General features: G+C 30.9%; 17 protein-coding genes. 2 read left to right on the forward strand and 15 right to left on the reverse strand.

What is annotated here, in order from left to right; genetic code table 11:
• Positions 1–144: 144 nt before the first annotated feature.
• Positions 145–618: a hypothetical protein gene (locus ACFSQS_RS15740; RefSeq protein ID WP_388021129.1), complete on the forward strand. Its 474-nt coding sequence runs from the start codon at positions 145–147 to the stop codon at positions 616–618.
• A gap of 237 nt (positions 619–855) precedes the next feature.
• Positions 856–1,419, forward strand: coding sequence for a hypothetical protein (locus ACFSQS_RS15745; protein WP_388021131.1), 564 nt, complete (start codon positions 856–858; stop codon positions 1,417–1,419).
• 141 nt (positions 1,420–1,560) lie between these two features.
• On the opposite strand, the gene ACFSQS_RS15750 is transcribed toward ACFSQS_RS15745, so the two are convergent.
• From ACFSQS_RS15750 to ACFSQS_RS15820, 15 genes are all read right to left on the reverse strand, one after another.
• The gene (locus tag ACFSQS_RS15750) at positions 1,561–2,202 is read right to left on the reverse strand and encodes a DUF6266 family protein (protein ID WP_388021133.1); all 642 of its coding nucleotides are present in this window, start codon (positions 2,200–2,202) and stop codon (positions 1,561–1,563) included.
• Between the two features lie 137 nt (positions 2,203–2,339).
• A complete protein-coding gene (locus tag ACFSQS_RS15755) occupies positions 2,340–2,780 on the reverse strand; it encodes a DUF6943 family protein (protein WP_388021135.1) in 441 nt (146 codons plus the stop codon).
• A gap of 231 nt (positions 2,781–3,011) precedes the next feature.
• Complete coding sequence (locus tag ACFSQS_RS15760) at positions 3,012–3,308, reverse strand: helix-turn-helix domain-containing protein (protein ID WP_388021137.1); 297 nt, start codon at positions 3,306–3,308, stop codon at positions 3,012–3,014.
• Positions 3,309–4,082: 774 nt separating this feature from the next.
• Positions 4,083–4,694 (reverse strand): N-acetyltransferase, encoded by a 612-nt coding sequence (locus ACFSQS_RS15765; protein ID WP_388021139.1) that lies wholly within the window; start codon positions 4,692–4,694, stop codon positions 4,083–4,085.
• A gap of 9 nt (positions 4,695–4,703) precedes the next feature.
• On the reverse strand, positions 4,704–4,859 hold the full coding sequence (locus ACFSQS_RS15770; RefSeq protein WP_388021141.1) for a hypothetical protein: 156 nt from the start codon (positions 4,857–4,859) through the stop codon (positions 4,704–4,706).
• Positions 4,860–4,989: 130 nt separating this feature from the next.
• Positions 4,990–5,457 carry a hypothetical protein gene (locus ACFSQS_RS15775; RefSeq protein ID WP_388021143.1) on the reverse strand — a complete coding sequence of 156 codons (468 nt, stop codon included), beginning with the start codon at positions 5,455–5,457 and terminating at the stop codon, positions 4,990–4,992.
• 8 nt (positions 5,458–5,465) lie between these two features.
• On the reverse strand, positions 5,466–8,819 hold the full coding sequence (locus ACFSQS_RS15780; protein ID WP_388021145.1) for a sacsin N-terminal ATP-binding-like domain-containing protein: 3,354 nt from the start codon (positions 8,817–8,819) through the stop codon (positions 5,466–5,468).
• A gap of 6 nt (positions 8,820–8,825) precedes the next feature.
• Positions 8,826–9,530 (reverse strand): hypothetical protein, encoded by a 705-nt coding sequence (locus tag ACFSQS_RS15785; RefSeq protein ID WP_388021147.1) that lies wholly within the window; start codon positions 9,528–9,530, stop codon positions 8,826–8,828.
• Positions 9,527–10,966, reverse strand: coding sequence for a PglZ domain-containing protein (locus tag ACFSQS_RS15790; protein WP_388021149.1), 1,440 nt, complete (start codon positions 10,964–10,966; stop codon positions 9,527–9,529). Before ACFSQS_RS15790 ends, ACFSQS_RS15785 begins: the two co-directional genes overlap by 4 nt.
• Positions 10,966–13,434: a DNA methyltransferase gene (locus ACFSQS_RS15795; protein ID WP_388021151.1), complete on the reverse strand. Its 2,469-nt coding sequence runs from the start codon at positions 13,432–13,434 to the stop codon at positions 10,966–10,968. The genes ACFSQS_RS15790 and ACFSQS_RS15795 overlap by 1 nt, the downstream gene beginning before the upstream one ends.
• Before the next feature lie 5 nt (positions 13,435–13,439).
• A complete protein-coding gene (locus tag ACFSQS_RS15800) occupies positions 13,440–17,675 on the reverse strand; it encodes a DUF6079 family protein (RefSeq protein WP_388021153.1) in 4,236 nt (1,411 codons plus the stop codon).
• Positions 17,676–17,789: 114 nt separating this feature from the next.
• The gene (locus ACFSQS_RS15805) at positions 17,790–18,686 is read right to left on the reverse strand and encodes a hypothetical protein (RefSeq protein WP_388021155.1); all 897 of its coding nucleotides are present in this window, start codon (positions 18,684–18,686) and stop codon (positions 17,790–17,792) included.
• Between the two features lie 11 nt (positions 18,687–18,697).
• Positions 18,698–18,976, reverse strand: a complete 279-nt coding sequence (locus tag ACFSQS_RS15810; protein WP_388021157.1) for a helix-turn-helix domain-containing protein — start codon at positions 18,974–18,976, stop codon at positions 18,698–18,700.
• Positions 18,977–19,081: 105 nt separating this feature from the next.
• On the reverse strand, positions 19,082–20,413 hold the full coding sequence (locus ACFSQS_RS15815) for a hypothetical protein (protein ID WP_388021159.1): 1,332 nt from the start codon (positions 20,411–20,413) through the stop codon (positions 19,082–19,084).
• Between the two features lies 1 nt (position 20,414).
• Positions 20,415–21,632: a tyrosine-type recombinase/integrase gene (locus ACFSQS_RS15820; RefSeq protein ID WP_388021161.1), complete on the reverse strand. Its 1,218-nt coding sequence runs from the start codon at positions 21,630–21,632 to the stop codon at positions 20,415–20,417.
• Between the last annotated feature and the right edge of the window lie 429 nt (positions 21,633–22,061).

A 22,061-nucleotide genomic window follows, 5' to 3' on the forward strand; every position in this document is an offset into this window, starting at 1 on the left:
AAATGCAATTAATCTATACAACGAAATAAGATTACATTTATCTTTAGACTATAAAACACCAAATATGGTATATAAATTAACAGCGTAAAATCAATTTTAACCTGTAGCCATATTTCAGGACTAGACATTTGAGAAAAACGCACAATGATTGACTTTAGAAAGGAAGATATTAAACCATTAGACTGGATCGTTAATGAGGTTATCGTCCGATATGTTTTAACGCCAGACGACCTTGTAGAAGCTGGAATTATTAAAGAGCAAAAAGGCTTTGAAATTGACCCGACTATAAATGCCGTGAATGAATTTAAACGATATTTATATGTTCTTGATAAATACAAAGTTTGTGATTGTGTTTCTGCGATGGATATGTTAAATGTTCGTTCTAACGAATACACATTGCAGTTTAAAAATCTTGGTGGATTTAAAAAACTGTACGCTGACTTAAAAAAGCAAGAAAAACGAGAAGACCTCGAATTTGAATTAGCGGAATCTAATATTCGGGCAAACAAGCTGAACAAGAAAGTAGCGAAAAGAAATAAAAGAGAAACCATAATTAATATTATTTTGGGTTTTATAAACATTGGAATATTAATATGGCAAGCGTTAAAAGCTGAATAACCATTAATATTATCGAGGGTCTTGGAAACTTGATTTTCATAGTATTTTAAGTTTAAAAATTAATAATCTGAATAATAAAAAAACGGTTGGCAACAATGGCTATAGTTCATTGCTTCGGATTTTCTGCCGAAAATCCTCGCACTTTTGCTATCTTGGTTTCTTAATCGGAAAATCCTTGCGGATTTTCACGCAACGAAACCATAGCCGAGTACGTTGGGCACAAGCTGAAAAAATCGAATGGCGAAAAAAATTGGACTTCTAATACTAATTGTAATTATCTCGACAATTCTCGCTTCGATTTATGGAATTTTCCACAATCAAATCTCTTACTCAATCTCGAATGAATACTTTACGAAATTCAAACTTGAACAATTCGGATTTGTTGCCTATCCAGATACTGTAATTATGACAATTGGTGTTGTTGGATTTTTATCTACTTGGTGGTTCGGACTTTTAATCGGACTAGTAAATGGATTAGTCGGAATGATTCAACCGACACCGAAAATAATGTGGAAAAGTGCGTTCGGAGCAACAATTCGGACTTTACTAATCGCAATCGGACTTGGAATCGTGGGAATTTTGGTTGGCAAGTTCATAATTTCAAACTTAAATACTAATTGGAATCTTCCAGCGGATTTAACCGACCGAAAAAGTTTTTTGACTGCTGGAACAATGCATAATTTCAGCTATCTTGGTGGAATAGTTGGACTGATTTACGGAATAATACATCAACTGAAAATAAAAAAAGCCAGTGCCCAACAATGTATTATATTAATTACTTTAATAAATCCTTGTAAATAAAGAGTTTTGAGTCGTTAATTAAAAAAGGGTACAACATAGGTATAACATTTACCCCTATAAAAAGAAGTGATCTAAAAGCATTAAAAAACCGCTTCTAAATTAATAAAAGCGGTTTGTAATATGTATCTAAACTTAACTCTATTAAGTTGCCGTACCAGAGCCTAAATACACACTATTTGATGCCTGACTACCATCAGCAGTAATAAAGGCCATAAAAAGCTCTACTGTGTCTCCAGAATAGGTATTAGGCAATGTAATTACTTGAGAACCTACTGTTCTATCTGCACCATCAACAATGTACATTGATTCTTTTTTTGTTGGATTATAAACCAATACCATTGCTTTGTCTGTAGCATTAGCATTTCCTTCTGCAGAGTTGTCATCCCAAGTAAAAGTAACTTGACCTGCTGTTGTTAAGTCTGTTGAAGGGTTTAATGCCCCTGAAAGATTACCTCTACTCAATAAAGCTAAAGAGTAATCAACAGTAAAGTTTGGAGCAATTCCAGTAATAGCATTATTCAACACATAAGACATTGCTGCATTAAACTCCGTTTTTTGAACAGCATAGGCCTTATACCCTTTTTGAATAAAACCTAAATTCGGTTGAAGATACTCTAAAGTAACAGTGAATTTGTTCCTTTGATTAACTTGCCCTTCTGTACGTGGATTTGCCACGCTTGAAGGCTTAATTCTTAAATAGTCAATACCTTTCCAAGATGCACCAACTACGTTTCCTACTTTACCTGATACACCGCCCAGGATTCCTTGTGAGATAACACCCATAACATATATAAATTAAAATTAAACTTCATTCGGACTTGGTACGGACTTGATATGGATTTTAACTCCATCCATTGTTATTAATATAACTAAAATAGTGCCATTTTGTTACTGTTTTAAGGCTATGTGATGCCTTTGCATTACGCTTCTTTACTTTGCATTATTTTGAAACAATTTCGTATGTATGCAACCTTTAAAACTGACATTTTATCAATGACATTTTGTAGCTCCTTTTCCTTTTTACTGATAACCTCAACCGCCTTAATGTGTTTTTGCATCTGGTCGTTAATGTTTTGAGCAGATTTTAAACCATCTTTAAGCGTGTTTCTACAATCATCTATTGAAATGAACGGAATAACACTACCTCTTAAATAATACGCATAGAAACCGCCTATTTGTAGCATCATAGATAAATGATAAAGGGTGTTTTTTTCTTCTTCGGTTGGTACAGTTACCACAAAGCAATTAGGGCAGGGATTTGTTAAAGGCTTTCCGCTGTTTTGCCCTTTGTTCAGGATAAAAAAATGAGGTTGCGAGTAGGTTTTTCCGATTTGGTGTGTTTTCAGTTCAAAAGTTGACATAGCTATCCAATTTAAAATTGCTTCGCTACGCTTCGCACCATTAATTTTTTAAAAGAAAAACAATAAAAAAAGAAAGCCGTATGTTATTGTGGCGTGGATGAGGCTGTCAAGGTTTTTGGAAAAAATACTACCCTCTTGCGCAAATAATATTTGGGTGGAGATTTTTTTCAAAACCCGTAGGGCTTGACCTTGATAGGCTTGCGCGTTGGCTATGGTAGCCACATATTTTTGCTATCTTTTTTTATTTATTTTCTGTTGTTCTAAAACATCTAATATGTCTTGTTTTTTGTAAAAGATTCTGTTGCCCATACGAATTGGGTTTAAAATGCCGTGTTTATTCCAGGAATGTATTGTTACTAAACTTATCCTTAAATAATCGGCAACTTCTTGTCTTGTTAGGATTTCATCATTTTGCTTTTTAGATAATTCTTTAAGGTAATTTTCAATTTTAAACATTAATTTATCTGTTACCGCATCTGCTAATTCATCTACTGTAACTTCTGTGATTTGAATTGTTTTTGTAATCATCTTGTTTTCTTTTTAGTTAATGGATTTCCACTTTTGGGGGCATAAACTCTTAAAAAAATAGGTTATTACCAATTGGAGCTTTGGAAGAAGCGTTTGTATGGGTTGCGTTTTAAATAGTTGTTTGATAAAACAGCATTTAAACAAGCTACTTATACAGGACTTTTAGGCAATAGCTTGTTGTTTTTTTGAGGTACGAGAAAAAGCAATATGCTATGGCGTACTACTACATTTTATGAGCCTATTTTTTTAAAACCGCTGACTTGGGTGGTGGGGAAAAGTGGTCTTTAATATTTGTTAACGAAATGAAACAAACAAAGACTTGAGGTAAGGAATACTTGGACTTAACGATGGTTTTGTGCAGCTTGAATGAGATAACGAATATGCATCATTTTAGTCTAAAATTTCAAATGGCTGGTGTTTCAATTTAATTCGGATTTTTATTGAAAGTTCGGTTGTGAGCGTGGGAAAAGCGGCTATTTTACATAATGGCGTTATAACTACAGCTTTGGTGATGCGGTGGATGTAGCGGCTGCTATTATAACTACCTGTTATGTAAACATAGCTTTGGGTGGTTTTTGGTGTATGTGTTGGCAACAGCTCTTTGCTTTTTTATTGTACCACTTTTTAAAATATACCCTCAAATAAAATAAGCAATGTGCTGTGTGAGGGTTGGCAACCAAAAACTACAAGTGCGGTGGATTGCGGAACAAAACAAAAGACAGAGGATTTTGAGGAACGAAAAAACTGGGTTTTGTTTTGTGGGGAATATATATCTTATTCTTGGGCTAAAACTATTAAGTCAAAGAACATCAATCTTGTTGACAGTTCCACTTCATCAGGTAAGCCTGTAAATTCTTTTTCTTGTTCTTCAGTAGAAAAAAGACTTTCAAAACCATTTTTAGAATAATATCTTAATGCTCTTGGTTCATTATATGAATCAACAACTATAAATCTACATCCAGTTTTATTAGCTCCATCAATAAACCAAGATTTAATAAAATCCATTAATTGCTTGCCTGTATTATCTTCTTCACCTTCAATATTTCTATAATCTTTGTGAACACCCAAACGACCTATAAGAACAGCTGGATAGCTTCTCATATGTTTTTCTCTAGGGATTTCTCTAATTACTTTCTTTTTTCTAGCATTCGGTAGATGAGTAGTTTTAATACTATCATTAGATATAGTAAAAGCACAAACTATTATAGAAGGGTCTTCATCTAGAGTAAAACAATAAGTTTTACCTAAAAGTTCAGAAGAATAATTTTCTACATCATTACTAAAAAAATCATTTAAATCAGGATGATCGCAATCAAAAGGTTTACAACCATCAATAATTTCTTGATTATAGGGTTTTAGTGTACAACTATCAAGTAGAAAACCCAAAGCAAAAGATTATAGTTTAGCTTTAGCTAGAATCTTTGAAGCAACAGAAGTTTGTTTAGAAAAGTCAATAGAAGATCTCTTCGCAGAGTTTTCAGCTACTTTAGTAGTAAAGTGAGCTGCTGCTTTATCTTTTAATACAGGTATAGATTTAATTGCTATTGCCATTGTTTCTAAATATAGTACAAAATTATATATTTTATTTGTTTAAAAACAAATTTTATACCAAAATCTCTATTAATTAGATTATTATGTTCTTTATAAAGTCTTTCAGGATGAACTATATTACTAGCAACATTTATTCTGAAAACAACCACTCTGATATGAGCAACATAAGCTCATCTTTGTCTACAGCAGGTACTTCATTATAAAATTTAGCTTGAATATTATTATATTTTTCACCTATAACGCCACCACTAATATAATTACGAATTACAGTATTATCTACAAACCAATATTGTTCGCTTTCTATGTTACCTAATATCCAACGTAAATTAGTTTCAAAATAATCTGTCCTGTCTTTTAGCATTTCTGGTTGAAATCCTGTGCCTTTACCTGAACCAAAGCCTAATCTACCATTACTTTTTTTATGATATTTAATTTCCAAAAAATATAATTTAGGAATATGACCATTTTGAGCTATCAGCACATCTACGGCTTTTTTAAAATTATAGAGTTTATAATCTTTTTTATCCGATAAAATTGGAATTAATATGTCTTGACGTATGTGATTTTCAAATTGAGGTTCGTCTAATATATTTTGCATAGTTCTTTTTAAAATACTTTTTTCATTTCATCAATAAAATCTGATAACGGTATTCCATTAGACCAAACAGCTTCTTTAACTTTATATTTTATTTGACCTTCCTCAATATCTACATCTATATCATTATTAATTGTTCTTGTCTTTGCCACTTGATTATCTAATTCTTTAACTTTATTAACCTCATCAGTCAATAGCACACCAATATTAGTTACAAATCGTACATTTGATTTAATCTCATTTTTGATAGATTCTTTTACATTTCCTTCTTCATCTCTAAAGTTTTCAAAATCTAAACTGTGGCTAAACACACATAATGCAAATTCGTTCTTTTTACTTGTTGACAATTGCCCTTGTGCTTTTGTCATCCTGATATAATCAGTTCTTGTAGATTTTAATTCTATAGCATAACTCTTTGCATCATTATTAACAACCAAAATATTTTCAAAACCTGTCTTTTCATCAATAAAATCATTTTCTATTTCAACAGCTTCAACAATATCAAAATCTCTACCTACAACCTCTTTTTTTATGTTTAGATTGGACTGACTTAATTCTTCATCTATAACTTGCTCAAAAATATCTTCAATAGTTAAACCAATATCCCTATTGTTCTTAACTATTGTTTTCTCTTTCCTTTTCTTTTTTATTTCTTCTATTAAAGCTGGGTCATTAAAAATCCCTAATACTTCTTCAGGTGTTACCTGGTTGTTATGACCAGCAGATAAAATAGATGTATAGGCCTTATCCCATTCAAATTTTTCTTCATCAGTTTTAGCATAGATATTTTTTGTTAAGTCTCCAACACTGACACCTATAATATTCAAGAATTTTGCAGTCTTTTCGTCTTTAAGTTTTTCACTTAAAAGTGGACTCTTCTCGAAGTAATCAGATAAATTAGAAGATGTTGCTGTTTCTGACTTATCCTTGCCAATGTTTACCCATTGTCTATTTTTTAAACGTGCTATCCATATTGATGGGTAAATACTTACCGGCTGTCCATAAATTTCAATTTGAACTTCTTCAAAGAGTTTTGTGTCCTTAACTAAAATACATTCTGTAATAAACTCCAATAATTGCGAAGTTCTTTTATTTGCTTTTCTTGAGTTATTAAGAACAGCTTTATCTTCAGAATAGAAAAAAGGAATTTTTGAAACAAGAACCTCTGGAATTTCGAGTGTTGAATTTTCATCTTCTCGTTCCCAAAAATCATCATCTAATTTTTTAGAAATTACTTTTTTTAGGTCATCTTGATTAAAACTATGCTTTTCATAATATAAAGGTTGAGCATATATAAAACCACTTTTTTCTAATTCTACAATAACATCTTTTATAATATCCTTGTAATCACTATTTAATATAAAATCATCACTAAACAACTCTTTATAATCTCTAAAAATCTCTTCCCAATTTTCTACTGGTGCAAGAATTGTATTCTTATTTGACAACCTATAAATATCCCTATTACCTTCAATGTGATTTGCATAGGATACAGGAAAATTTTCAAGCTTTTCAATTTTAGAATTGGCTAATAACCAACTGAACATATCCATTGAAGCTGCATATTCTTTCTCGGTGAAATAGCTTTCAATTTCAATTACTTTAGCAAGTGTTTTATCAAAAACTTCCTCTTGTGACTTTTTTGTTATGTTGGGAAATGAAAGCTCTACATCAATTAAATTCTTTCTTATATCCTCATCTAAAAGTTCTAAAATATCTTTTAACTTATTATCAATACCTCCATCAGTATTTAAAGTCGCTTCCTTTTTAACAAAATTTCCATTTTGGTTAGCTATAATACTATAACTTTCAAACAAATGCGGTTGCTGAATCTGTTTAATTATCGAGTAAAAATCATTAAGCCACGAGTAGGCTTTGTCATAATCATTATTAAAAAAGGAATTTGTAAAACTTTGTAGTGTTATTTCCTTTTCTATTATTTTGGCTACATCATTTAAAGTTAATTCAAAACTAAACTTATCAAATTCAAAATCATCCCAGGACTTAAGTATTTTCAACCAATCTTTATGTATCTCTTGTTTAACTACTTTGTTAGGATATAACTCTTGAATTAAAGACCAGTATTTACCATTTAACTCTTCAGAAACATTTGTTGGAATAAAAGCATCTTTCAGGATGATAGGATCGTCTTCATTATTCATTAAAACTCTCTTATCAAAAAACTTTTCAATCAGGCTTTTTAATTGCTTGTTGTACCAATCATTATCTACTTCTGGGATGTTAATACTTTTTAATTCGCAAAGGAAATGTACATTTAAAAAATTATTGTTTATCAGCCCATCAAGTAAATCTACATATAAGCCAAAAGCCTCCTTAAAAATGGCTTTATTCTTGTTGACATCATAAGTATTAGCTACACTTAAATAAATCCCATCTCTTTCTGTTTTAGGACTAAATGATAAACTATTAATGATTGCCGGAAACTTAAATGAATCTGTTGTAACTAGAGGGAAGTCATAATATATACAAGGTGTTTTTCTATTGATTCGTAATACTTTTTTATCGTTTACTTCAATGTTAACTGATAATTTAATGTTTTCTTCAGCACTTTTTTCGCCATCCTCTGTATTGTATTCAAATTCAATAACTGTTTCATTCTCCAGTTTTAATATGGATATGTTTTCATCCTGAACTTTAATTTTATACTCCTTAATAGAAGTCTCTGGATTTAATTCATTTTCTCCAAGACGATTAATATCGAAATTATCTTCTCTATTCGTTATTAATAATTTACCTATTTCCTCACTTGAAGCGAGCACAAATGGTATGGTTAACTTTAATGTATTTATAACATTTTCTACAAGATTGGTGCGTGTTGGATTTATTGTATATGTGAATTGTGTATTGTAAACCTGATTAGGATTAAAAGGATAATCAGAATTGTCCTTAAAGTTATCATAGGATTCCTCTAATGTTTCACGAAGTTCATCACTGCTGTTCCCTGTTCTATCAAGTGTAAACTCAAAACATTTATCTTTTTCCAATAATTTACCCTTAATATCAACCTTTTTAGAAAGTAGATGCGTAGTCATAAAACCTGTACCAAACTTTCCAGTCTTGGTAGGGTCTCCTTTTTTTGTTGAGCCGTGATAAATTAGGTGCAGTATTTCTTTTCTTGTAAATTCTTTACCAGTATGTTTAAAAACTACTTTGCCATTATTATAATCTAAAGCAACTTCAATGGTATTTGCATCTTTAGCGTCTTTGGCATTTTGTAATAATTCCCAAAACCATCTACTACCATTTTTATCTATTTCATTCTCTAAACTACGTATGTGCTGGTAAATGAATTGTGCATTATTTTCGACTAATACGTCTTCTTTATCTTCATCAATTGTGCTCATAACAAACTAGTTTAAAATCAACAACTCTCTATCAGCACCTCTGATGTATTCCCATTCGCTTGCGTGATATTTATTGGCTACATCCGACAGTGATGGCGTTTTATAATATGCAAATAAGGCCTTATCTAAATGCTTTAAATCTATTTGTTTGGTGTGATTTGAAATGGCATATAACAAGAATATATCTTTTACTTGTTCTATAGTCAATTCTGTTTTTGGTATTTGTGAATAGGTTGTACTATTAATTGGTTCGACTATACCAAATGAATGTAGTGTTTTAAGGAAAGCTCTTGTGGACCTTTTAATTATTTCTGAATCTCCAAAAGCATCTACCATTTTTGCTGTAATTGCCTTTGTACTTATTTCTTGAGAATCATCAAATACTTTTGTGTAAATAGTAGAAAACTGTTTTAATATCTCATAATCTATGATAAATTTTGAAAGTAGTATAGGCTTCATATATTCAAAGCTTTTCTCTTTACACAACTTCATTAAAATATTTTCTTCTATAATTGAAGTTTTTTCCTGAAAGTTAAAAATGAATGTTCTAAATAAAACCGTTCTGGTTTTACGTCTTCCATCTTTCCCTGTTAATTCTACTGCTATATTATCGTAGGCTTCGTAATACTCTTTAGGATTTTTACCTGCTTCTACTAATTGTAAAGATTTATATATCCACTCTGCCTTTAATGGTCTATCGTATCCTATCATTTTGTAACTGTAATAAACGGTACTACTATTTCTTCTAAACTAATACCGCCGTGATTGATTTCTATTTTATCTTTTTGTGAAAACATTGTTCTTCCTTCGGGAATTACCAATTTCTTTTGGTGAACAAAAGGAATGTTTATTTTTTCAAATTGGGTTAACTCTGATGCTTCTTCAGGTATTATTACTGCACGCTTTGCAAAATCATCAATTAAATACTTTTGTAAGCGCTCTCCATTTCCTTTTGCTATTACTGAACCGTGATCTGAACAGATATATATTTGAAAACCATTTTTAAGTAATGTCTTTATAATTTGTTTGACATTAGATTTCTCTAAATACTGCTTACAATTATTAAAGTAGATGGCTTTTGTATTTTCGTTTGCTGGGAAAATGGTACTATGACATAGGTCATCAAAGAAATTGAATAATACGCTTATGTATTCATACCCTAATAGGGTATTATCACTAATCTCGTCTTCCTCCACAAAATACTTGGTTTGTTTGTCGTTAAAGAACTCTGTAAATGCCTTTGCTTCATCATTTCTACCAGGATATTTAATATCATAGACATTTGTTGCACCGTGAAATATGGCAGTTCTACATACAGATGTTACTGAAGGCAACAAGGTAAATAGGGTGTGCTCTTTATAGTCTAGTTCTAAATCTGATAGATAGTCCTTTAAAAGCTGCCATTCTGCAAAACCCATACAGTCAAAGCATAATAAGGCTATTTTATCCTCTTTTTTACTTTTTATGTGATGGATTATTTTATCTATAGACAACGGTTTTGAAGCCGTAGAAGCATACCCAATTTGCTCAAAGGTTTTGTTATCTATTAATTGTTTAGCAACTTCATCTATTTGAGGAATATCTTCAATAAAACTTTGCTGATTTTGTAGAAATGATTGATAAATAAATTTCCCCCAATGCTCTGCAATTGTTAAGGTATTGGTAATAGAACTATCTTTCTCTAATTCTTTACAAATTATTTCTTTAAGCTCTGTTAACTCTTTATTTTGATGATGGCTTTTAGCATTAGCTACTATCTCATTTATATTTGAATTTGAAAGTACTATATGCGGATTACTTGCATACACATATTCTAAAACCATTACAATAGTACTTGCATCAAACTGTTTTAGTAAAGTTAAATCTCCATTAAGCGGTAATTGACTATTATTAAACTCTTTATAATCATAACTTGACTTTAAAAACTGTGGAATATTTTCTTTGGTTGTTATAAACGTGACTTGCTCACTGCTATTCGCAGCTGTAAGCATTTGTGCATTTTTATTTGAAAATACTACGTGCTTGAAGTTTTGATTTAGGTAAGTTTTGAATGGTTTTGAAAACAACACACCTAACCTATCAGAGATAATCTTTGGTGATTTTTCTGATAAGTTTAATGCTGTTATGATACGTTGTTGCCAAGACATTAATTAATACCTTCAACCATTATTTTAGCAGCTTCCACAAAATCGTTAAGCTCTGAACTGTTTTCTATAATCTTTTTATCTAAACGCTCTTCTAGTGTTAGAATATCTTTAAAACGTTTGTCTTTATAACATTGCTCAAAACCGTGCACTAATGCTTCTTTACGAACTTCTTTTATTTTTTTACGCTCACTTTTGGCTCTTAATAATAAACTTTCATACTCTCGCATTAAGACCTTTTCTCTTTTGGAATTTATACTATTGTGTTCTTCTTCTGAAGTAGACCTACGATAGACATTATTTTCATTTACAAAATTATCTTCAAGCAATTGTAATAGTTCTGGAACCAAATCTCCTTGAATATTTGCTATTTGAGTAAAAGCAGTATGTATATCAGAAAAAGTTTTAGGAGTTTTCAAAAAATTAAATAACCATAAAAGTGCTGATTTTTCATCAGATACAAAAAGCATCATTGCGCCTGACTGGACTTCATCGATTCCTTCTAATTTAAGTCTCTTTTTATATTCAATATAACTGTTAATTTGATTAGAAGTAAACCAATACCCATCTTCAGTAACAAAGTGTTTATTCAATAAACTATAGAAAACATTTGAATCTAAATTAATTTCAAACCCCTTACTTATATAATATGCTAAAAACTTACTATAAAGCATTTTATCTGTTCTTTCTATTGAGGGAGCTGTATCTAACTTCGATAGGAACTGTTCGATAAACTCCATTTCTAAATTTTCACCTGAACTACTCAAGAATTTCTGTTCAAACTTCTCTGATGGTTTGAATGCAGAAATGACTAAATCATTTTTAACTGCACCAGCTGATGTAACTTGCTTAAAACTTCCTTGCTTTTTATCTAATACAGAAACATCGACTATTACAAAACCTGCTTTTAGGATAGCATTTTGGATACTATTCCATACAGAAGATTTTGAGTTATGGAACTCTATAGTAATCCACCTGTTTGGCTTAAGTATTTTAAAAAATTCTTTAAAGTTTTGGGAAATAAAATTCTCAAACTCACGAAGTTCTTTTCCTTGTGTTTTACTGATTATAGTTTCCGAAACATTGTTAGTAAAAACTTTCAACCATCCTTCAGGTATGAAACTTAATTCAGAATAAGGCAAATTATCACCGAAAGGAGGATCAACAAAAATATAATCGATAGAGTTTTCTGGAATATTTATAAAATTCTTACTGCTTTGAGTTGAAATAATGCACTCGCAATTATTTCTTCTTATTTTATCCAAATGCTTTAAAGGTTTTACAAAACCTTTTGCTCCAGATAATTTTCTTTTTGCATACTCAAAAATATTAAGCTCTTTTATTAAAGTTGGAACATAAAGAGTACCAGACACATTACCAGTTCTTTTTCCATACCTACTCATTTTAGACGAATTTATCAACAATGAAGTGAAGAAAAATGCTGATTCTGTGTCAAGAATCTCTCTTAATGAAGAAAGAATTACAATAGCTCTTTTAAAGTAAAAATGATTAATTTTTGAAACTCCTTTGTGATAGCCTTTTCTATATAGATCACCCCATTCACTGCCTTTAAATAACATTTTATAAACAGGAAACCAATTTTTGTAATTTATATCTTCTATCCTAGATATTACCTCTAAATCATCCTGACTTGGTTTCTTTGAATAACGCTTTCCTTTTAATTTATAATCAATTAAAACAGGTATTTGTTTCTTGACATATATATATTCACCATCAACATCAATAACTTTTTCCAAGATAGGTTTACTATCTTTTTTATTTATTAAACCATTACAATTAGGGCAATTATAATCATTATTCAAACTATCATCTTCATTTACAGCTAGATCGTAAAAAACATATTCTGAACTACAAAATTTACAACTTAATACATCACTCCAAATAGTTGACATTATTTCCCCTTTATTACCATTGGAATCATAAGTTTCATACATCCAACCGTATTCTTCTTTTACTTTTAATAATATCTTCTTAACAGTTGATTCAAACTTAAAAGGATCTGCTGGATGATTGTAATTGTTACTTATAAAAGTTGCATAAGGGGATAAATCATTTAATATTACATTTCTATTCAAAAGTTGTGCTGCAACACCAGTCATACCAGAACCACTAAACCCATCAAAAACAATATCTCCTTCACTTGTATAATGATTAATATACTCCATTATGGCTTCGTGAGGAACTTTAGTATGATAAGAATGAGCGTTATAAATTGGATGGTTTTTACCAGCAGAAACATCACCTACATAAGGTTTTTTATGATAATCATCACTCTCTTCATTGTAAGCTGTTCCATTTTTTTCTATAAACTCTTTGATGTATGGATTAGGACAAGCTGTATAGAATGGTGGATTGGATAGATTGATAATATCATCGTCTGCACCAATAGGAAAACCTTCTATTTGTTTTAGTTTTGGTAACTTCTTTCTTAAATCTTCTTTATAATCCATTCTGCTTACTCTTCAATTTTAATTCTAATTTCTTCGTCTTTGTTTTCCTTTTTAATTTTCTCAATCAAGTTATAAAACGCACTTTCCATTTGTCTTACCGTTACCAAATCGTTATTACCGAAAATAGATGTAATTACTTCTGCTTTGTTAAGTGTTATTACCTTAATGTTTACAAACAATTTGTTAATGGCTTGTATTAAAGCGTGGTCTATATGAGTTGGCAATTCTTGTTTATCAATAATTTCTTTAATGGTTTCTTTTTGACTGGCTGATAATGTGGCCAATTTTAATTGGCCCTTGTTTTTAGTAACTTCTTCGACTGTGGTTTTACTATACTCATTGTAAATGGTATCAATATCCTTTTCTATGTTATTCAACATTTCATTTATATTACCGTAGTTTCTCGGTATTTTCATAAACATAGAGGTGTTATCAAATGGGTTTTGATATAACTCTTCCACATCAACATTTGAAGCTTTAAACGCGCTTAAATCCTGCCATTCTTTAAGTTTATCGTACACTTTTGCATTTACATTACAGTCTAATTCTGCCAATAGTTTAGCTGCATTCAGTTTGGAATTACTGCTTAATTTTTCAAGTTTGTTCCATTGTACTTTATTACCGATTGTGTTTTGTAAGGCTGGATAATAGAAGTCTTTTACATAGGTGTTTTTAAAAGCCTCTAATTTACCCACCAAAGGAAAACGATACTGTAATTGGCTAAACTTATTAAAGTCTGAAACTACCTTATTTGTTTCATCATAATGCTGTTGTAAAGTTGACAACACTTCTTTAGCTTTTTTATAATGCTGATTTGCTTCAACAATATCAATAGCTTCTTTCATATAACTCATACCGCTATGGATAGTAGAGTTATATTCTGCTATAGCATCTTTAAGATTTGAAAGTATTGTTAAGCCCTCTGAAACCTCACCTAATTGTGGTGCTAATTTAGAAATGCTATTAAACTTGGCGTGATTGGTGATGTCCAACACGTCCCAATCTATCACCTCAACCTTTTGACGCATATTTTTTACGTCGTCAATGTTTAAATGTAACTGCGAACGGTTTTCTAATTTTGATATTAAGGTATCTAAAGCTGCCCTGTCTGCATTAATTTCGTTGACTTTGTTTTTGTAACCTACAAATGCCTCATTACGACTTTTTTCAGTTAGAATTGCAGCACCATTTAAACCTAATGCATTTAATAGATTTTGTGCAAAGTCATAGGATAGTTCGTCCTTTTTAATCACATAAACAATGTTTTCAAATTGGCTTATGTTTTTAAACTTCTCCCTAATATTGGTTATATCTATTTCATCACCACCTCTTGCTTTTAAAGCTGTTTTGCCCAATGTGGTTAGCACCACCAATAAAAAGTGTGTGATTTGTGACTCTACACCATAAGGTGCTTGTGCTAATTGACCAACCAACTCTTTTTCAATATCTACTACTTTACCATTCTTGGATTCTACAGTGTTTAGAATCATTTGGGTAAACTTGTTTGCTGATACATCAGGGTCACCGTTATCATTTAAAAGATTCAATGATGTCATAAAGTTTTTAGCCCTATAACTCATTGCCCTAAAGTTTCCTTTTACTACCTCATCTGAAACAGTTGATAAGGTATGCGTAATATTTGATGATGATAGGTTTTCAGCATATTTAGGGTGTTCTGGGAATTGCTCGTTAAAACAACTATCAAAAGCTTTCCCTTTAAGTTCTGTTACAATTTCAGACAGGTTGTTATACTCTTTACCTAAAATTGATTTTATAGAAATTGCTTCACCGTTAAGTGTTGTTTCTGACAGACTTGTTATCCATCTTGCAATTCTAAATTTAATACCAGGAACTACAACACCTGCTGGGTTTCTGTAACCGTTAATCGTATCTTCTAACTTTTTACTCATTGCAGCCACTAAAATGTTTTTATCTTTTAATGACTTGATAGCTACAATGCGCTTAATAACCTCTAAATTTTCTTGCTTACCAAAGTCTATTTTTATGTTTATTTGGTTTTTAGCATACTTAACAGGTGCTTGCTTACTGTAAGGAGAAACGAAGTTTATCACATAATCTGTTTCTTCAATGCTACTTACTTCTTGACCTTTGCGCTGGAAGATTACAAACCCTTTTCTAAATGATTTCACAGATAGCCAAGGTGCTTCGCTTTCAAAAACATTAGGAATATTTTTGTAATTAGTTAAATCTAATATTTCCTGTATTTGTTCAAATAAAACTTCTTCTTGTTTGCTTTCATCACCACCTACAGCGGTAATCTCATTATCGATACGTTCTTCAGGGTCTTTACCATCAATTGCTGGGTCGAATTTAAAATAATCATTACCCGTGGCTTCATCACGTACAATTTTTAGATAAAACCCATCTGTAGCCTCTCTAATCTTTTTAACAATTAGTGACACTTGCATAAAGGCTTCAAATGCTTTATTCTCTGGAATAATCATTAGCTTTTCCGCTAATTCTTTTGCTGTTGCTCCATTTTCACCTTTACTCCACAATGAGTAAATAGCAAGTCCTTTGATGATTTTTATTGCATTTTCTTGAAGCTTGCTTTCAAGATTACCTACAATCTTATCTTTTACAATGTTTACTACTTTAACCAAGTCGTAAACACCTTCTAAATTTCTGTTGTTAGGGTTATTTGCTAGAATGTCATAAATACGGTCGAATGTAAAGAAGTAAGGAAATGGTTTTCCTATGACATATTTTAATTCGGTTTGAGCAAATTGAATAATACCTCTTTTTTCAAAATATGGTAGTTCGTGAAATAAGTCTAACAAAAATGGCGTGAACGGAAATAGCTCTATATATTCTTCTTGCTTGTTACCTACATCTTCAATTTTTTCTGTATATGGCTTTAGCTTTTGTTCAATCTCCAATTTTTGCTCGGAAGATTTAGCTACAATTCTTTGAGCTATTACTTGTTTAACCGCTTCGCGACGAATAATTATGTTTTGGAAACGTTGACTGATTCTATCTTCATCAGCAGCTATATTTTTAAGTTTAGGACTAGAATAAATATCTTCCTGCATAGAAGTTACTAAAAGCATATCGTTTGCTTGACAGACTTGAGCAACAACTCGTAAGAATTGGAAATCACGTTTTATTTCGTGACTTTCTTTTGACTGAATAAAATCAGAAACCTCATCAACAATTACTAATAATCCTTTCGTTGGATCTGTTTCCTTTAGTTTATCAATAATTGCAATTAAATGGTCTTTTAAATTTAATGTCTTACCATCTTCATAGATTGGAATATCAATACCATAGTCCCTTTTGATTTGCTTCTCTAATTCTTTGAAGAAAAAATATGCTAAATCTACCCTTACTGGTTGTAATTCAAATTGAACAGAAAAGAAATTTCGATTTACTTTTTCAGCTTTATCTCTAACCTTAAGATTCTTAATTAGCTTTCTCTTTTCTGGGTGTGCAATAGTACTTATCAAAAAACCTATTAGGTGCGATTTACCACTACCATAATTACCAATAATCTTTACCGCTTTGTGGTTTGGTTGCTGTAGATTATCATAAAAGTCTATGATTTGTTGTTCCAAACCTTCTGCAATGATATAGCTTGAAATCAACTCATCTTGAGAATCAGGTTCTTTTAAGTCGGTATCTATATCAACAACATCCTTAATTACCGTGTAATTGAATAGGTTTCCTATAGCATTCTTATCTAAATCTTTCTTTTCTATTTTAGAATAGTCTGTAGGACCTTCTGAAACAATGCTTTTGTAATTATCCTCAATGTCTTCAAGCTTCGTTATTAGAATATCATTAATGTCCTTATCGTAATAATCATCTGAACCGACTTGCCCATACGAAATTCTATTACTAAAGAGGTTTTCATCTTCCAGGAATAACACACAATGTTTGTTCCTAGCATTATATTTAAAAGCACCAACAGGAGAGATGTTCATAAATGCCTTATCGTAAAGAATACTAGCATTTGTTAGAATTAATTTTTCTGGTTTAGATAAAAACCATTCTTTTATCTTTTGGCCTATGTCGTGAATAGGTTGGTCTGCTTTTTCAATTTCTTCATATAAATCAGCTAATTCAGCCCCTACATTGACTTCTATAAAACCTTTTTCGGCAAGATATGATGAAATGTTATTTTTTTTGGTTTGGTCTTTTCCTACTACTGCCCAGAGTTTGAATCTTAAGCTTTCTGATAGAGATAGGTATGTATCTATGTGTTTGGATTGGTTAGCCATTTATGATATTTTATTTCAAAAGCATAAAAATAAAAATATATCTCGGTTTAGCATTATGGTTTTCAGCATTTCCTATTACCCCTTTTTTCAGGTATATTACAAGTTTGAAAAAAATTAGTTATTGATACAGAATAAAATTTGGGCTTTAAGCTTTTCAAACACCTCTTTTTCATTGTTTGTTTCTGGTAAGTCTTTTATTAATTTTAAATACTGCTGACGCTCTTTTTTGTAAGTATGTCTATGGTGCTTTTTTAAACCTAATGAGATTTCTGGATTTCTGTAAGCAGCTAAAAGTTTTAATTGTGCAGGACTTAAAACTCCATAATCAATCAAACTCTTTTTTTTGATGTTACTGTAAATTTCTAATAGGTTTAATGCTAATTGAGAGAAAATACTATTATCTGCTAAATCAATAAATTTAAGAACAGGAATATTGTTCTTTCTTTTGTTATAATAGGTAGCATACGCTTCACATTCAAAACGGATAACGCTTTTAGGCAGCTCGATACCATTTTCAGCTTTTACCTGATAGGTTTTATCATAGCCTTTAATGTTGTAATTGGTAGCTTTGAAATTAACCCCATAGACCTTTGTTTTGTTTCTCATCTGTGATTGGTTAATACTTTTGTATTGCTCCCAAGTTTTAAAGGTGTCTTCTGGAAATGCATCGATGACAGTACCGACAGCTATCTTTTTGACAATAGCAGTGCTTAAATCGAAGTCGAAGTGTGCTGTTAAATAATAAATAGCCTCCTTTGCTTGAGAATAAGTAAAAGGCGAGTAATTATTATTACAATAGAATTTTTGCAAACTATTGATAATAGTAAATTCAAACCCTCTTAACCAAAGTTTTAAATTATTCAAATGAGAATAGTAAGCAATTATTTCACCTTGTTTATTGTAGTGAGGTAGCCAAAGACAATTGTTCCATCTAAAAGGCTCATTGACTTTAGCTGCTGCTTCTTTAGGAATCTTATCTAAAGACTTTACTATTTTGATAGTATCGTACAACACCCTTTAGTTTATTTTTTGAATGCCTTACGATAATTTTTTTCCAAAAGCTTCTCTACATCGCTCATACGATAATAGATTTTAGAACCTATTTGAGAAAATGATACCACTCCTTCATCTCTCCAGGTTTGAGCTGTACGCTTACTAATATTCATTAGCTGCAAAAACTCTTGGTTGTCTACAAAAATGTCTTTTGGGTTTTTCTGTTTTTCTTCAAGTGAAGATTTTACTTCATCAATTTTATTTAGAAGTTCTTCATACTGATTTTTGGATAATATAATCGCTTCCATTTGCTTAAGAATTAAAATGTTACTAAATATTTTCAGCAACAAATATTAAGCTCTGGATAAGGACTTATAAGGACGACCTTATAAAACCCTTATAATTGAAGAAATTTAGTGAAGTGGCTTATGCTTTATGTATTCTAATGCTTTCTTTTTATACTCTTCTGACGTATTTGAAGCATCAAGTTTAGAATTTAATTGCAATTCTATTTCTTTAGCCACTAAATCACACAATAGTGTTAAACTTTGATTAGGCAGAATAGACGACTCCTTTAAAGCCTCAATAACACCTCTGATAGCTCCTTTTTTTCTTTCAGACAGATTGAACTTGTAATTTAATGTTATTGATAAATCTTCCATTAATTTAAGTGCGTAGTCGATATTTATCTGATTAGTTATATCACTTAAATTTTGGGTAGACTTACTATCTTTTGAATCCTTTTCTTGTTCTTTTTCCTCTCCTATATTGTCATTAATTATTGCTATTAATCTTTCAATCGTTTTAAATTCATCTGGGAATAACAACTTCTCTTTGTTCCAATAAATAGGTTCCTCTGGATCAGCATATTCATAATCTAAAAACATTTTGGTTGTTTTTAGATAACCCAAGTTTATCAGTTCTCCTTCGGTATGTTTTGATTTTATATCCAAAATAGCCCTGTCTAATTGCTCTTTTGTATAAAAAGCTTCTTGGGCAGTTTTCATAGAAAATAAATACCACAAAATTTCCTCTTTCATATAGTTTAAAGCTGTTTTATCCAGGCCTGTTTGAGTTTTGATGATGGTATATAATTTTAAATCCGAAACATTATTATCCCTTAATCCATCTAGAATAGCTTTAAATTCATCTTCTATTTTTTTGGGTTTCAATGCTTCTGATTGTGCCTTCATTTTATTTAGTATATTATCAAGATTAGGCTTGCTTTTTTCTTTCTCAATCATTTCTAACATACTCCTAAAAGTTGATAACCTTTCTGCTAATGCCATAAATTTCACAAAATGCATCATAAACTTATTATCAATGCCATATTGACCTTCTTCAATTATTTCGTCCCAAAACAAAATATCAACATTTTCTATTTCGGATCCATCTTTAAATTTAGACGTTAATACTTCTAAAACATCTTCAAATTCAGTGATAAGAAAGTTTTTAATTAATCTATCCCTGTACTGGTCATAAGTATCACCTGATAAATCAAACTCACTTGGACTTAAATAACAACGAATAAACTCTGCTATATCTGGATTACATTTTGAGAGTTTTCTCTGCATTTTCTTAATCTCGCTTTTGGTATAATCCTCCTTTTCATCATCATTTAAACAAGATGAATAAAGCAATCTATCTTTATCTCTTTGAGTTGATGTTAGCGCATATATAAAGCTGCCTATTGCTTCTGTGCACTTCTCTATAATCAACAATTCTACTTTTGAAAATTCACCCATATCAATTGATGTATTTATCTACAGCATTATCTAATTCACTACTTATTATTTTGGCATACACTTGTGTAATTCCAATATCGGTATGGTCCATAAGTTTAGAAACGTGTTCTATACGCATACCATTATTTAAAGCTCTTGTTGCAAATGTGTGTCTACTAATATGAAACGATAAGTTAAAAGGTAATTCTAAATCTTCTCCCATTTTACTTAAATACATATTGCTTAACGAAATGGCTCTATTTGTTATTAAACTCCTGTGAGCTTTATCCTTAAAATATTGTTCATCTACTGAAGCAAAAGGAAAAATGACATCATTTTGCTTTTGGTTTTCAGTAGTATATTTTCCTAATATATCCACTGCTTTTTGACCTATTCTAATGCTGTGCTGTCTTTTGGTTTTTCTTATAGTTTTTGTAATTCTATGGTTTTTCTTATCGTAGTTTTTCCATTGCATCTCTATAACATCTCCAAACCTTAAACCACCTGAAAAAACAGAAAAGATAAACATATCCTTTATAACTTGTGCTTTGTGTTTTTGAGGAACTTCTAAATTCATAAAGGCTTCCAATTGCTCATCGTTTAAATACCTTTTTGTAGTCTTGTTCTTCTTGACTTTAAACTTTGTGAAAGGCACTAACTCATTTGATATTAAATCTTCTTTCTTGGCCTCTCTAAACATTAAATTCAATATCCGGAAAGCATAATTGATAGTTGTGTTATTGTTTCCTAATTTGGAACTGCAATAAGCTGCGTAGTCTTTTAAAGTGGTTGCTGTTATATCATCAAACATTAATTCTCGATGACCTATAAAGCGTTCAAATTTTTCAATGTTATTTTTATAGCTCCTGTATGTAGACAGTGTAACGGTATCTTTCAACTTTTCACATCTGTCATATGAATATTCAAAAAAGTTAATTAAGGGTTTACCCTTTATTGCTTCCTTTATTCTTCTGGCTGAAGTTGATTTATTTCTCCGCTCTAAATCTGCAATTTCTCCTTTAGCATCTGCTACTTTTTGGGAAATGTATGCATTTAACCTTGTTGAGGTTTTGTGATTCTTTTTTACTTTTTGTTTATCTTCATCCCATTCATTGGGTTTTAATTTTAAACTCAATGAAATGAATTTAGTTTTACGGTCTTTGATTACTCTTAAATAAAGTGGTGCTTCACCAGCTTTATCAATTTTATTTTCCCTTAAAATTAATTTTATTGAAGACATAAAGCTCTGGTATTAATGTGTGCAAAAGGATGCAACCCAATACCAAGGTACAACAATAGGTACAACAAACCTAACATTTTAAGGTATTTTATTGCATTAATTTGCTTTACTTAAAAACACAAAATCCTTGTATATTAAGGTTTTAGAAGAATTTTGAAGAAAATAAGAGTTAATACTATATAACAATGTATAACCGCAATTACGGCGGATTCGACTACGTCCGAATCCACTCGGAATTGCTAACGTCATTGCTTAACCGAAAATTATTAACTTTAAATCCGTAACTGACGGTTATACAAAACCGTTGGCAACAAGCTGAAAAAATCACGAATGAATCAAAATCTGGAACAAATATTTGAATTAGAATCTGCCGAAAAATATAATGAAGCATATTCTGAATATCAAAACCTGATTTCGGAAAACAACTCG

It is taken from the genome of Gelatiniphilus marinus (genome assembly GCF_042684345.1).
Lineage (GTDB): Bacteria > Bacteroidota > Bacteroidia > Flavobacteriales > Flavobacteriaceae > Gelatiniphilus > Gelatiniphilus marinus.

What these genes read in the sequence shown, in the direction of transcription:
- ACFSQS_RS15740 (WP_388021129.1), top strand. Translation starts at nt 145, where the DNA reads ATGATTGACTTTAGAAAGGAAGATATTAAACCATTAGACTGGATCGTT.
- ACFSQS_RS15745 (WP_388021131.1), top strand. Translation starts at nt 856, where the DNA reads ATGGCGAAAAAAATTGGACTTCTAATACTAATTGTAATTATCTCGACA.
- ACFSQS_RS15790 (WP_388021149.1), bottom strand. Translation starts at nt 10,966, where the DNA reads ATGTCTTGGCAACAACGTATCATAACAGCATTAAACTTATCAGAAAAA.
- ACFSQS_RS15795 (WP_388021151.1), bottom strand. Translation starts at nt 13,434, where the DNA reads ATGGATTATAAAGAAGATTTAAGAAAGAAGTTACCAAAACTAAAACAA.
- ACFSQS_RS15820 (WP_388021161.1), bottom strand. Translation starts at nt 21,632, where the DNA reads ATGTCTTCAATAAAATTAATTTTAAGGGAAAATAAAATTGATAAAGCT.
- ACFSQS_RS15785 (WP_388021147.1), bottom strand. Translation starts at nt 9,530, where the DNA reads ATGATAGGATACGATAGACCATTAAAGGCAGAGTGGATATATAAATCT.
- ACFSQS_RS15815 (WP_388021159.1), bottom strand. Translation starts at nt 20,413, where the DNA reads ATGGGTGAATTTTCAAAAGTAGAATTGTTGATTATAGAGAAGTGCACA.
- ACFSQS_RS15755 (WP_388021135.1), bottom strand. Translation starts at nt 2,780, where the DNA reads ATGTCAACTTTTGAACTGAAAACACACCAAATCGGAAAAACCTACTCG.
- ACFSQS_RS15780 (WP_388021145.1), bottom strand. Translation starts at nt 8,819, where the DNA reads ATGAGCACAATTGATGAAGATAAAGAAGACGTATTAGTCGAAAATAAT.
- ACFSQS_RS15810 (WP_388021157.1), bottom strand. Translation starts at nt 18,976, where the DNA reads ATGGAAGCGATTATATTATCCAAAAATCAGTATGAAGAACTTCTAAAT.
- ACFSQS_RS15800 (WP_388021153.1), bottom strand. Translation starts at nt 17,675, where the DNA reads ATGGCTAACCAATCCAAACACATAGATACATACCTATCTCTATCAGAA.
- ACFSQS_RS15770 (WP_388021141.1), bottom strand. Translation starts at nt 4,859, where the DNA reads ATGGCAATAGCAATTAAATCTATACCTGTATTAAAAGATAAAGCAGCA.
- ACFSQS_RS15760 (WP_388021137.1), bottom strand. Translation starts at nt 3,308, where the DNA reads ATGATTACAAAAACAATTCAAATCACAGAAGTTACAGTAGATGAATTA.
- ACFSQS_RS15775 (WP_388021143.1), bottom strand. Translation starts at nt 5,457, where the DNA reads ATGCAAAATATATTAGACGAACCTCAATTTGAAAATCACATACGTCAA.
- ACFSQS_RS15750 (WP_388021133.1), bottom strand. Translation starts at nt 2,202, where the DNA reads ATGGGTGTTATCTCACAAGGAATCCTGGGCGGTGTATCAGGTAAAGTA.